The 12,240-nt window shown below is 73.9% G+C and carries 9 protein-coding genes; 3 read left to right on the forward strand and 6 right to left on the reverse strand.

What is annotated here, in order from left to right; all coding sequences use genetic code 11:
- The first annotated feature begins 22 nt into the window (after positions 1-22).
- Complete coding sequence (locus ACPU2J_RS14720) at positions 23-883, forward strand: LLM class F420-dependent oxidoreductase (protein WP_361594826.1); 861 nt, start codon at positions 23-25, stop codon at positions 881-883.
- 9 nt (positions 884-892) lie between these two features.
- On the opposite strand, the gene ACPU2J_RS14725 is transcribed toward ACPU2J_RS14720, so the two are convergent.
- From ACPU2J_RS14725 to ACPU2J_RS14740, 4 genes are all read right to left on the reverse strand, one after another.
- The gene (locus ACPU2J_RS14725) at positions 893-1,525 is read right to left on the reverse strand and encodes a flavodoxin family protein (RefSeq protein WP_423833421.1); all 633 of its coding nucleotides are present in this window, start codon (positions 1,523-1,525) and stop codon (positions 893-895) included.
- 84 nt (positions 1,526-1,609) lie between these two features.
- Positions 1,610-2,863, reverse strand: coding sequence for a DUF4241 domain-containing protein (locus ACPU2J_RS14730; protein ID WP_423833422.1), 1,254 nt, complete (start codon positions 2,861-2,863; stop codon positions 1,610-1,612).
- Between the two features lie 876 nt (positions 2,864-3,739).
- Positions 3,740-4,030 carry a hypothetical protein gene (locus tag ACPU2J_RS14735; RefSeq protein ID WP_420080503.1) on the reverse strand — a complete coding sequence of 97 codons (291 nt, stop codon included), beginning with the start codon at positions 4,028-4,030 and terminating at the stop codon, positions 3,740-3,742.
- Positions 4,031-4,149: 119 nt separating this feature from the next.
- A complete protein-coding gene (locus ACPU2J_RS14740; RefSeq protein WP_420080502.1) occupies positions 4,150-5,709 on the reverse strand; it encodes an APC family permease in 1,560 nt (519 codons plus the stop codon).
- 314 nt (positions 5,710-6,023) lie between these two features.
- On the opposite strand from ACPU2J_RS14740, the gene ACPU2J_RS14745 reads away from it, so the two are divergent.
- Both ACPU2J_RS14745 and ACPU2J_RS14750 read left to right on the forward strand, forming a co-directional pair.
- Positions 6,024-7,112, forward strand: coding sequence for a DNA alkylation repair protein (locus tag ACPU2J_RS14745; protein WP_420080501.1), 1,089 nt, complete (start codon positions 6,024-6,026; stop codon positions 7,110-7,112).
- A gap of 54 nt (positions 7,113-7,166) precedes the next feature.
- On the forward strand, positions 7,167-8,966 hold the full coding sequence (locus tag ACPU2J_RS14750) for a hypothetical protein (RefSeq protein WP_423833423.1): 1,800 nt from the start codon (positions 7,167-7,169) through the stop codon (positions 8,964-8,966).
- A gap of 69 nt (positions 8,967-9,035) precedes the next feature.
- On the opposite strand, the gene ACPU2J_RS14755 is transcribed toward ACPU2J_RS14750, so the two are convergent.
- Positions 9,036-10,499: an aldehyde dehydrogenase family protein gene (locus ACPU2J_RS14755; protein WP_420080499.1), complete on the reverse strand. Its 1,464-nt coding sequence runs from the start codon at positions 10,497-10,499 to the stop codon at positions 9,036-9,038.
- Complete coding sequence (locus tag ACPU2J_RS14760) at positions 10,496-12,235, reverse strand: N-acyl-D-amino-acid deacylase family protein (protein ID WP_423833424.1); 1,740 nt, start codon at positions 12,233-12,235, stop codon at positions 10,496-10,498. The genes ACPU2J_RS14755 and ACPU2J_RS14760 overlap by 4 nt, the downstream gene beginning before the upstream one ends.
- Positions 12,236-12,240: the final 5 nt, after the last annotated feature.

Here is a 12,240-nt window from a genome sequence, read left to right on the forward strand (position 1 = left end):
CGTCTCGGAGGTGTCAGCGCCCATGCGGATCGCCACGACCGTCTTCCTCACCGACCGCACCGTCTCCCCCGTCCGCCTGGCCCGCAGTCTGGAGGAGCGCGGCTTCCACGGCCTGTACCTGCCGGAGCACACGCACATCCCGGTCTCCCGCGAGACCGCCGCGCCCATGGGCGGCGAACTCCCCGAGATGTACGGGCGCACCCTCGACCCGTTCGTGGCCCTCGGCCAGGCCGCCGCCGTCACCGAGCGGCTGCGCCTCGGCACCGGCATCACGCTGGTCGCCCAGCACGACCCGATCGGCCTGGCCAAGCAGGTGGCGACGCTGGACCACCTCTCAGGCGGCCGGCTGACCCTCGGCATCGGCTACGGGTGGAACGTGGAGGAGGCCGCCGACCACGGGGTGGAGTGGCGCACCCGGCGGGAGCTGGTGCGCGACCGGATGGCACTGATGCGCGCCCTGTGGGCGCCCGAACCGACCGCCTACGTCGGCGAGTTCTCCTCCGTCCAGGCCAGCAGCGCCCACCCCAAGCCCGCCCAGCAGCCCCGCGAGCTGGCACCCGGCGTCCCGCTGCACGGTCCGCGCACGCTGATCGGCGGGGCGGCCGGCCCGAAGCTGTTCGCGGCGATCGCCGACCACGCCGACGGCTGGCTGCCCATCGGCGGAGGCGGCCTGACCGAGTCCCTCCCCGTGCTGCGCCGGATCTGGGAGACCGCCGGGCGCGACCCCAAGTCCCTCCAGGTGGTCCCGTACGCCGTGCAGCCCAGCCCCGGCAAGATGGCCCACTACGCCGACCTCGGCATCGAGGAGGTCGTCCTGCAGCTCCCGTCCGCGCCGCAGGACGAGGTGCTGCGACACCTGGACGACTTCGCCCGGTACCTGTGACGACACTTCCTAGGGCCGCACCGGGGCCTCGTACCCGTCCTCGTAGGGGAAGAGGGCGAACGGGGCCTCGCGCCGGAAGAAGGTCTCGGCCCGGGTCATGGCCCGCTCGTCGGAGTGCACCTGGCCGGGCTTGGAGCCGTTGCCGAGCAGCACCCCGCCGAAGCGCATCCGCAGGTACGCCGCCGTGTGGTGCAGGGTGGTGACGAGCCCGTCGGCGACGACCTCCTCCTCATGGGCCATGGCCGTGACGCCCCAGAGGGTGCGCCCCGCCATCCGCCGCTTGAAGTCCATGCCGGGCACGCCCAGCCAGCCCGACCAGTAGTCGAGGTAGCGCTTGGCCGGTGCGGAGAGGGAGTACCAGTACAGCGGGGAGGCGATGACGATGTCGGTGGCCTCCAGGGTGATCCGCCGCAGCTCCTCCTCCTGCGCGCCGACGGGCCAGGTCCCGTCGGCGTGGCGGCCGTCCTGGAAGTCGGGCAGGGGGTCCCCGGTCAGGTCCAGCCAGTGCCGGGCGGTGGCGGCGGGCAGGTGACCGGCGGCGGCGCGGGCGAGGGCCTCGGTGTTGCCGTCCGGCCGGGAACTGCCGAGGACGAAGAGGAACGAGCGGCGGGTGTCCGGTCCGGCGGGCTGGTCGGTCGTCATGTCTGCGGCTCCGGTCTCGAGGTCACGTACCCCGCGTGCAACTCCGGCCGCCCGCAGCCCTATTCCGCGCCCGCCCCGCCCCCTTCAGGCGTCCCGGACCACCACGACGGCGACGAGCTCCCCGTCGCGGGCCCGCCCCAGCCACACCGGGTGGACGCCGTCCGAGGCCAGGGCGAAGGCGGCCAGCTCCGCGCCGGACGCGGGCTCGCGAACGCGGACGGCGAAGGCCGGCGGTTCCGCGTCGGGATCCCACTCGGCGAAGTCGCCGTCCTCGAACACCGTGAGGCAGCGCTGCCGGAGCGACTCCCACTCCGCGGCGTCGCCGAAGGCGCCCGTCGCGCCGTCCGTTCCGAAGCCGTACGCCTCGCCCGACCCGAGGTGCCGCGGGTCGTCCCCCGGCCCGAGGGCCATCTCCCAGGTCACCGCCGGGGCCTCGCCGAGACGTACGCGCAGCGCCGTCGACTCCTCCTCCTGCCAGCCGCCGCGCCGTTCGCCGTCCCGGCCGAGGGTGGCCCGCGCCTCGTCCAGCGCGTACTCCCCCGGCGGGACCGGGATGACGATCTCCGGCGGGCCCTCGGCCAGCGGGCAGCCGACGGCGAGCAGCCCGCCGGGCAGGGTCAGGGTGCCCGCCGGCTTCGGCTCCGCGGAGGTCATCGGGCCGCCGTAGGGGCCCTCGCCCAGGGGTGTTCCCGGCCGGAAGCGGGCGCCGATGTCGACCGTGGAGAACACGGGCGAACGCCGCCGGTCCCACGGCACGGGCGCGTCGGGCGTCCCGGCCGTGGCGAGGTGCTCCCGCACCCAGTCGGGCAGGCCGTCCCCGGCCGGCAGGGCGGGCCAGGCCCCGAACGCGGGCCGCGCCGACCACACGTCCTCCCGCGGGACCGTCGCCGCGGCCTCCAGCCAGTCGCCGCGCACGCCCTGCGGCTGGTGGGAGATCCGGGCCCGGCCCTCGGCGGAGATCTCGACGACGGTACGGGGCAGGTCCCGGTCGTCGCCGCTCTCCGGTCCGTCCGCGGGGTCGTCGGGACGGCTGCGGACGATCAGCCGTCGGTTCAGCAGCAGGGTCTCGTCGGACAGCAGGCTCAGGTCGGCCTCGAGGACCGGGCGGCCCAGGCCGTCGTACCCCCACACCTCGACGATGCCGGCCTCCCAGGACACGTACCGGACCACGGACGGCGTCCCGCTTCCCGGCTCCCGGTGCAGCACCACGTACGGCGTTCCGGCGGCGTCCCGCGCGGCGGCCTCCGCCGCGGACAGCTCGGGCCCGGCGGTACGCGACACCGGGTCCCACCCCTGCGCGTACGTCACCTCGACGCCCGTCCCGGAACCCCGATCCATGTGCCACCGCCCCCTCGTCACGATCCTGGGCGCACGATATCGGCCGCCGCCGACAGCGGCGGGGGCCTCCCGGTGTTCCGGGAGGCCCCCGCCCGTTCGGCCACCCCCCTCTTGTCGCTCCCCCCGAAGCAGCGGCACCAGCGGTGGCCCGGCTGGTCAGCCAAGACGATCCTAGGCCGTGGACACCCTCTCAAAGAAGGGTGTTTCCCCAGGTCAACCCCGGTATGGCCGATAACCGCCCACGGCCTGAATGCGCACCCGGCCCGGCCTGGCGCCCGTACCGCACGGCGCCGGGCCGGGCCGGACGTCCAAGCGGAATCCGCGCGCCGGCCCGTGCGGCCGGAACCGGCCACCCCGTGCCGCGACCGCTACCCGGCCGCCGCCCGGAACCGCGCCAGGACCGCCTCCCGGTACGGCGCCGGGCTCACGCTCAGGTCCCCCGCGAAGGACCGGTCCAGCACCCGTGCACCTGCTGTTCGTGGCGGCGGTGGCGGCCCTGATCGGCTTGAGCCTGCTCCTCGTGGTGGCGCGGGTTGCGCAGCCCGAACAGGAAGGTGAGCGGGACTCGGCGCGGGGTCCCTGGGGCTCGTGGGCGAGCAGGGCCTCGTAGAGGGCGTGGGTCTGCGCCCGGTCGCCTCGTAGCCGGGCCGGCCCTCGCGCATCAGCGGCCACTGCACCTCGACGACGGCGTGCGTGTACGCGCCGACGGCCGCGTGCACGCGGCCGTCGGCGGCGGGGAAGGCGTCGGCGCTGCGAACGACGGCGGCGAGTTCGCCGGCCTCGCAGGCGACGATGTTCTGGGCGTTCTCGCGCTGGGTCTACAGGGTGACCACGACGGGTCTTCCGGTCCGGAGCAGCAGCGCCCGCGGGACGGGGTCAGCCGGCCTTGGGGGTCTTCGGCAGTCCGGAGTCGAGGGCCGAGCCGGCTCCGGCGAGGGAGGTGTCCGTGGCCTTGGAGGCCGCACCGACGGCGCCCGCGGTGACCCCGATCGCGGTCTTGGTGTCCTCGACGGTCTGCGCGGGGTGGTCGACGATCTCCAGGACCCGGCCGGCCACGGGGGGCGCCTGGTCGGCGTGGGCGTCGGCGTGGGCGGCGACGGGGGTGAGGGCGAGGGCGGCGCCCCCGGTGAGGACCAGGGAGGCGAGGGTGCGCTTGATGGCAGTCATGCCCGGCCCAACGACCCCACCGCGCCCGGGGTCACCGCCCGGCACGCCGGCGGCCCCGGATCGGGGGGATCGATCCGGGGCCGCGGGGATGACTCGGCGGGTGGCGCGGGACGGGCGGGTCAGTCCTCGACGACCAGGGCCGGGGTGGACTTCGTCAGGACCTCGCCGCGGAAGAAGGCGGGGCTGCGGCGCTCGGTGACGAACATGATCACCAGGCCCAGGGCGAGCAGGCCGACGCCGATGACGAAGACGCTGCCGACCCCGAGGACGGTGGAGCCGGAGCCGTAGGCCGGGTCCCACATGTCGAAGAGGGTCTTGCAGAAGACCGCGGCCAGCAGGACGCCGCCGAGGACCGGGAAGACGCCCTTGAAGAACAGGTCGCGGGCGGAGCGGCGCAGCTCGGCGCGGAAGTACCAGGCGCAGGCGAAGGCCGTCAGGGAGTAGTAGAAGCAGATCATCAGGCCGAGCGCGAAGATCGTGTCGGTGAGGACGTTCTCGCTGACCAGGGTCATGACCGTGTAGAAGAGGCCGGTGGCGGCGCCCGCCATGACGGTGGCGCGGCCCGGGGTCTTGAACTTCGGGTGGACCTTGGCGTAGGAGGGCGGCAGCGCCTCGTACGTCGACATGGCGAGGACCGTCCGGGCCACCGGGATGAAGGTGGTCTGCAGGGAGGCGGCGGCGGAGGCCAGGACGGCGATGAAGAGCAGGATGCCGAGCATCGGGCCCATCACGGGGCCGGCGAGGGCCGCGAAGACGTTGTCGGAGGTCTCCTCGTTGGCGAGGCCGAGGCCCTCGCCGCCGGAGCCGACGGCCATCTGGGCGGCGACGCCGGTGGCCAGGTAGGAGCCGACGAGGACGATCATCGCGATGAGCGAGGCGCGGCCGGGGGTCTTCGTGGAGCCGGTGGTCTCCTCGTTGGTGGCCAGGCAGGCGTCCCAGCCCCAGTACATGAAGATCGAGAGCGAGAGTCCGGCGGTGAAGGCCGCCATGGACTCGACCGCGAAGGGGTTCATCCAGGACCAGGAGAAGTCCAGGCCGGTGTCGAAGGTGCCGGCGGAGGCCTTCTGGAAGGCCATGGCGACGAACAGGGCGAGCACGACGAGCTGGAGGCCGACCAGGGCGTACTGGACGCCCTTGGTGGCGGTCATGCCGCGGTAGCTGATGGCGGTGGCGACCGCGATCAGGGTCAGGCAGGTGGCGATGTGGACGAACTTGTTGTCGTCGAGGGCCGCGATCGACGGGTTGTCCGTGATCTCGCCGGCCAGCAGCCAGAAGTAGGAGGTGGCGACGCCCGCGAGGTTGGAGAGCACGATGATCGTGGCGATCACCAGGCCCCAGCCGCACATCCAGCCGATCCGGGGGCCGAAGGCCTTCACGGTCCACGTGAAGGAGGTGCCGCAGTCCGGCATGGCCTTGTTGAGCTCGCGGTACGCGAAGGCGACCAGGAGCATCGGGAGGAATCCCGCGAGGAAGATCGCCGGCATCTGCAGGCCCACCTCGCCGGCGGTGGAGCCGAGGGTCGAGGTCAGGCAGTAGACGGGGGCGACGGTGGAGATGCCGATGACGGCGCTGCCCACGAGCCCTACGGACCCCTTGCCGAGGCCCTTCCCGCGGACGTCGCCGTCGGCGACGCCGCTTACCGTGTCTCCGGCCCTAGGCCGCACGTCCAGCTGAGTCATGGGTCAGGACGTTAGATGCTGCGTTTTCCACATCTGGAGGTTTGAACTCCGGAAGCGGAAGCCCCGGAACGCCTTGGAATCCTGAGACGCAGACCGTTCACACAGACTTAATACAAGGTTCGCTGAGGCATCCACCCATGGTTCGCGAGGACACATGGAACTCCTTTCACCATACGGAAACCGCAGGCATGTCCGTTTTGGGCGTTTCCAAACTTTCCCTCGTGACTTTGCGGTGACCAGTGGTAACAGCGGCCGCCCCCGCCCGCCACCGCCTGCCGCCCGCCGTTGTCAGTGCCCTCCGCGACACTGGCCCCATGCCCACGGCCGATGAGCTCCTCAGCGCGGAAACCGTCACCACCCTCGCCCGACTGCTCGCCCGCGCGGGCGGGCGGCGCTCGGCGCCCGCCCTGCTCGCCCGCGCCGACGCACTCGACGGGCTCTCCTACAGCGGGCGCGTCACCGCCGTCCGCGACGCCGTCCTCGCCGACCTCCCCGCCGACTGGCCCGGGTTCGAGGCCGTCGTGCGCACGGCCCTCGCCGACGAGGCCTTCCAGGGGTGGATGACCTTCCCCGTGAACGAGGCCGTCGCCGTCCGCGGACTGGAGCCCTTCGAACCCGGGCTGGCGCTCCTGCGCGAGCTCACCCCCCGGCTCACCGCCGAATCCGCGGTCCGGCCCTTCCTGCGCGCCGACCCGGCCCGCGCCCTGGCCGCCGTACGGGAGTGGACGCAGGACCCGGACCCGCACGTGCGCCGGCTCGCCAGCGAGGGCACCCGGCCCCGGCTGCCGTGGGCCCCGCAGCTGCCCGCCTTCGTCGCCGACCCGCGCCCCGCCCTGCCCGTGCTCGACGACCTCTACCGCGACCCGTCCGAGTACGTCCGCCGGTCCGTCTCCAACCACCTCAACGACATCAGCCGCGACCACCCCGAGCTGGCCGTGGAGACCGCCGGCCGCTGGCTGGCGGGCCCGGCCCCCACCACCGACCGCGTCGTCCGCCACGGACTGCGCACCCTGGTCAAGGCCGGCCGGCCCGAGGCCCTGACCCTGCTCGGCCACGCCCCGGACGTCCCCGTCACCGTGCGCGGGCCGGTGGTGACCACCGCGCGGGTCGCCGTCGGGGAGTACCTCGTCTTCGACTACGCGGTCACCAACACCGGCACGCTCCCCGCCGACCTGGTCGTCGACTACGTCGTGCACCACACCAAGGCCAACGGCACCCGCACCCCGAAGGTGTTCAAGCTCGTCACCCGCGCACTGGCCCCCGGCGCGACCCTGACCGGCACCAAGCGGCACTCCTTCAAGCCGATCACCACCCGCCGCTACCACTCCGGCGAGCACCTGGTGCAGCTCCAGGTCAACGGCCGCGTCCGCGGCGAGGCCGCGTTCTCGCTGGACGCCGGATGATCACTACGGCATGCTGCGGGACATGACCCACGGAATCGAGTCCCGCCCCGCCCGGTGAGCGCCCGCGCAGAGCGCCCGGCGCTCACCCCCGGCACCTCACTCCACGACTACGCCGCCTTCCTGCACGGCATCGACCCGGACGGCCGCGTTCCGTCCGGCGGACATCCCCTGCCCGGTGGCCCGCCGCCCGGCCCACTCCGTTCCAGGGAAGTGGAGCGCGTCCTCACCGAGCTGCTCCCTCCCGCCCTCGCCGACCCCGATCCGGCCCGCGCGGCCGCGCGCCTCGACCGGTGCCTGCCCGAACGCGGCATGCACCCCGACGACGTGTACGGACTCGCCGGGCTGCCACTGCCCGACGGGGCCGCGGCCCGCGCACTCGGCCGCAGGCTGCTCCTCACGGCGACGGATCCTGCCGCGCTGGCGGTGGGGATCAGCCTGGTCGGCAAGCTCGGCGGCCCGGAGGACGTGCCGGGCCTGACCACGATCGCCGTGCTGGAGGGCTTCCTCCAGCCCGTCCTCCACACCCTCGCGTCGCTCCGCTGCGACACCGAGGTGCTGATCCGGCTCATCGGCGTCCTCCACCCCGACGACCACGCACGGGTGATCAGCCAGCTGGCCTCCCGCGACGACCCCGCGGCCCGCGACTGGCTGCTGAACCTGCCCGTGGGGCCCCGCACCGGCAGTTCCCAGGCCCGGCACGTCGCCCTCGCGGTCCGCCTCGCCGACCTGCTGGAGGCCGAACACCCCGGTACGGCCGTCCTCGCCCAGGGCGCCCGGCTGCTGAACCGGATGGCTCCGGAGGGCGGGACCGGCTCTCCCGCCGAGATCCTCGCGTACAAGCCGGCCGTCCGCATCTACGAGGCGCTGGTGCGCCGCGCCGACCGGCTCCCGCCCACCCTCGACCACCACGCGATCCTGCTGTCCCTCGCCCTGGACCTCTCCAGCGGCCCGCCCGTCCTCCTCGACTGGCGGCCGGGGCTGCGCGAGGAGCTCCTGGTCCGGCTGGACCGGCTGCTGAGCACCCCGGACTGGGCGGCCGCCCCGGCCGGCGCGCGCACGCACGAGGACCGCTGCCGGGCTGGCTGGATCCGGCGCATGCGCCGGGAGCCCTTCGACCGCACCACACCGGACGGCCTGCGCATCCACGTGGTCGAACGGGACCCGCGGTTCGGCGACGACGTGGAGACCCGCATCCTGCTCGACGGGCGTCCCCTGGTGCCGCGGGTGTTCCCCCAGGGCCGCAGCCCCGCGCCGGAGTTCGTCCTCGGCAGGGACCTGCTGCGTGCGACCCCCGAGGAACGCGAGGTCACCCTGGCGACGGCGTACTGCGCCGAAGGGTGCTGCGGGACGCTGACCGTGACCGTGCGACGCGACGGCGACCACGTCGTGTGGCAGGGGCGCCATCGGGACGACCCCGGACCACGGCTGCCCGAGCACCGCTTCGACGCCGCGGCCTACGACGCCGAGGTCGAACGGGCCCGGACGGACGACACCTGGTGCCGGCCCGCCCGGGGCACCGCCCGGCTCATCGCGGCCGGGCTCCACGAGCGGCCCGGGCTACTGGCCCGCTGGGGCATCCCGCTGAGCTGGTGCGGTACGGCCGGACCGTACGAGGAGACCGTCGTGCTGCGCCTCGCGTTCGGCCCCGGCGTCTCGGGGGCCACGGGCCGCGAGGCCTCCCGGTGGGTCCGGATGGAATGTCGGCTGCCGGACGACGGGCGGCCGCCCGCGCAGCGGGCCGCCGCCGCGCTCGAACGTCTCGCCACCACGGATCCGCGGACGTACGCCCGCTTCCGCGACGGCAACCGGGAGTACGCCGCGTCACTGGGCCTGCGCCTGCCCGGCGACGACTGACGGGACCGGGGCGGCCGCAGGACCCGGCCGCCCCGAAGCCCCCGCCCGGCCCTGACCCCGGCCCTGCCCCTAGCCCGGCCAGACGATCGACTGGATCTCGCTGTAGGCGTGCAGGGCGTACGAGCCGACGTCGCGGCCGACCCCGCTGCGCCGGAAGCCGCCGAACGGGGCCTCCATGTTGCGGCCGATGGTGTTCACCCCGACACCGCCCGCGCGCAGCCGCCGTGCGATGCGGAAGGCGCGCGCCGAGTCCCCGGACCACACGTAGCTCAGCAGGCCGAAGTCGCTGTCGTTGGCCAGCCGGACCGCCTCGTCCTCGTCGCCGTCGAAGGGGACGACCACGACGACCGGGCCGAAGATCTCCTCGCGGACCACCCTCATGTCGTTCGTGCAGTCCACGAGCAGGGTCGGCGCGACGTAGAAGCCCTTGCCGTCCCCGACCACCGGGCGCTCCCCGCCGTACGCGATCCGCGCGCCCTCCTTCTTCCCCAGTTCGACGTACGACTCCACGCGGTCGCGGTGCGCCGCCGAGATCACCGGGCCGACGACCGTGCCGGCCGCCGCCGGGTCGCCGACCTTCATGAAGGCCAGGTAGCCGGTGAGCTTCTCGACCAGCTGCCCGTACACCGACCGGTGCACGATCACCCGGGTCGGGGCGGTGCAGATCTGGCCGGAGTAGAAGGAGAAGGTCGTGCCGATGCCCATCACCGCGGCGTCCAGGTCGGCGTCGTCCATGACGACGGCCGCGCCCTTGCCGCCGAGCTCCATCAGCTGCCGCTTCATCGTGCGGCCGCAGACCTCCGCGATGCGCTGCCCGACGCCCGTGGAGCCGGTGAAGGACACCATGTCCACGTACGGGGAGTCCACGGCGGCCTCGCCGACCTCCACCGACTGCCCGCCGACCACGTTGACGACGCCCGCCGGGACCCCGGCCTCGTGCAGCGCCTGCGCCATCCGGAAGACGGACAGCGGGTCCTGCGGGGCCGGTTTGACGACGACGGTGTTGCCCATGGCGAGGGCGGGGGCGACCTTGCCGGCCGGGTTCGCCCACGGGTTGTTGTAGGAGGTGATGCAGGTGACCACGCCGACGGGCTGGCGGACCTCCAGCGCGCCGAGGATGCCCGCCCGCCCCATCGGGCCGGCCTCGGTGACCTGCGGCGGCAGTCCCTTCTCGACGGGCTCCAACGCGCCCTTGGCGTACCGGCGGAAGCGGGACACGCCCACGCCGACCTGCATGCCGCGGGCGATCCCGGTCGGGGCGCCCGTCTCCGCCTGCGCGAGGGCCGTCCACGGCTCGAACGCGCGCTGCATGATGTCCGCGGCCCGGTCGAGGATCGCCGCCCGGGTCTCGGGCGCCGTGCGCGACCAGCTCTCGAAGGCCTCGGCGGCGGCGCGGGCGGCGTCCGTGACCTGTGCGCGGGAGGCCTCGGGGGCGAGCCCGACGACCGATTCGTCGGCCGGGTTGACCACGTCGTAGTGCCCGCCGGCCGGCTCCACCCACTCGCCGCCGATGTAGAGGGACTGGGCGTTCACCGGGTGCTCACCGTCCTCGTGTCCCGGCCCGACCGCAGCACGGTGCCGGGGACCGCGCCGGTCACCTCGTCGTCGCGGACGGTCTCCACGCCGTTGACCCGTACGGAGACGATGCCGATGGCCCGCGCGTCCAGGCGGGGGCTGTTCCCGGGCAGGTCGTGGACGAGGGTGGCCGGGCCCGCCTCGATGCGTTCGGGGTCGAAGAGGACCAGGTCGGCGTGGTAGCCCTCGGCGAGGCGGCCCCGTTCACGCAGCCCGAACAGCCGGGCCGGGTCGTCGGTGAGCATGCGTACGGCCTGCTCCAGCGGCACCAGCCTGCGGCCGCGCAGGCAGTCGCCGAGGAAGCGGGTCGTGTACGGGGCTCCGCACATCCGGTCCAGGTGGGCGCCTGCGTCGGAGCCGCCGAGCATGACGTCCTCGTGCTGCCAGGTCTCGGCCCGCAGGGCCCAGCTCGCCGGGTCGTTGTCGGTGGGCATCGGCCAGAGCACGGTGCGCAGGTCGTCGTTGGCGCAGATCTCCACCAGGCACTGGAAGGCGTCCTGGCCGCGTTCGGCCGCGATGTCGCCCACGACCCGGCCGGACAGGCCCTCGTTCTCCTTGGTGTAGGTGTCGCCGATGACGTAGCGGTCGAAGTGGGCGAGGCGGCGGAAGACGCCGGCCTCCTTGCTGTCGGCGCGGCGCAGCATCTCGGCGCGTACGTCCGGATCGCGGAGCCTGGCGATCCGTTCGGGGACGGGCAGGCCGAGGACCTCTCCCCAGCCGGGGATGAGGTTGAGCGCGCAGAAGGTGCCGAGCGACATGTTCATGGGGGTGAGGATCGGCATGGTGAGCGCGACGATGCGGCCGCCGGCCTTGCGGGCGCGTTCGCTGGGGATCAGCTGGCGCGGGACCCGTTCGGGGACGGCGGCGTCGATGGTGAGGACGTTCCAGTTCAGGGGCCTTCCGGCGGCGGCGCTCATGTCGACGAAGAGGTCGATCTCCTCGTCGGAGAACTGGTCGAGGCAGCCGGCGACGATCGCTTCGAGCTGGGTGCCCTCGTGTTCGGCGACGGCCTTCGACAGGGCGAGGAGCTCGGCGGGCTTCGCGTGCCGGGAGGCGACGGGGGCGCCGGATCCGTCGGAGTGGGTGGAGGACTGGGTGGTGGACAGGCCCCAGGCGCCGGCGTCCATGGCCTCGTGGAAGAGGTCGAGCATCTGCTGCAGCTGCTCGGGGGTGGGCTGTCCGCCGACGGCGTCCTCGCCCATGACGTGCCGGCGCAGGGCGCAGTGGCCGACCATGAAGCCGGCGTTCACGGCGATCCGGCCCTCCAGGGCGTCGAGGTACTCGCCGAAGGTGGACCAGGTCCAGTCGACGCCCTCCTCCAGGGCTGCCAGCGCCATGCCCTCGACCTTGCTCATCATCCGGCGGGTGTAGTCGGCGTCCTCGGGGCGGGCCGGGTTGAGCGGGGCGAGGGTGAAGCCGCAGTTCCCGCCGGCCACGGTGGTGACGCCGTGGTTCATGGAGGGGGTGGCGTACGGGTCCCAGAAGAGCTGGGCGTCGTAGTGGGTGTGCGGGTCGACGAACCCGGGGGTGAGGACGAGGCCGGTGGCGTCCTCGCTGGTGCGGGCCTCTTCGGTGAGGGTGCCGGGTGCGGCGATCGCCGCGATCCGGCCGTCGCGTATCCCCACGTCTGCGACGCGGGCGGGGGCGCCGGTGCCGTCCACGACGGTCGCGCCCTTGATCAGGTGGTCGAGCATGACGT

The sequence above is a fragment of the Streptomyces manipurensis genome (genome assembly GCF_049570255.1).
In the GTDB taxonomy this organism is placed as follows: Bacteria; Actinomycetota; Actinomycetes; order Streptomycetales; family Streptomycetaceae; genus Streptomyces; species Streptomyces manipurensis.

Coding starts and splice junctions, on each gene's coding strand:
- ACPU2J_RS14760 (WP_423833424.1), bottom strand. CDS start 12,235: ATGCTCGACCACCTGATCAAGGGCGCGACCGTCGTGGACGGCACCGGC.
- ACPU2J_RS14720 (WP_361594826.1), top strand. CDS start 23: ATGCGGATCGCCACGACCGTCTTCCTCACCGACCGCACCGTCTCCCCC.
- ACPU2J_RS14725 (WP_423833421.1), bottom strand. CDS start 1,525: ATGACGACCGACCAGCCCGCCGGACCGGACACCCGCCGCTCGTTCCTC.
- ACPU2J_RS14745 (WP_420080501.1), top strand. CDS start 6,024: ATGCCCACGGCCGATGAGCTCCTCAGCGCGGAAACCGTCACCACCCTC.
- ACPU2J_RS14735 (WP_420080503.1), bottom strand. CDS start 4,030: ATGACTGCCATCAAGCGCACCCTCGCCTCCCTGGTCCTCACCGGGGGC.
- ACPU2J_RS14740 (WP_420080502.1), bottom strand. CDS start 5,709: ATGACTCAGCTGGACGTGCGGCCTAGGGCCGGAGACACGGTAAGCGGC.
- ACPU2J_RS14730 (WP_423833422.1), bottom strand. CDS start 2,863: ATGGATCGGGGTTCCGGGACGGGCGTCGAGGTGACGTACGCGCAGGGG.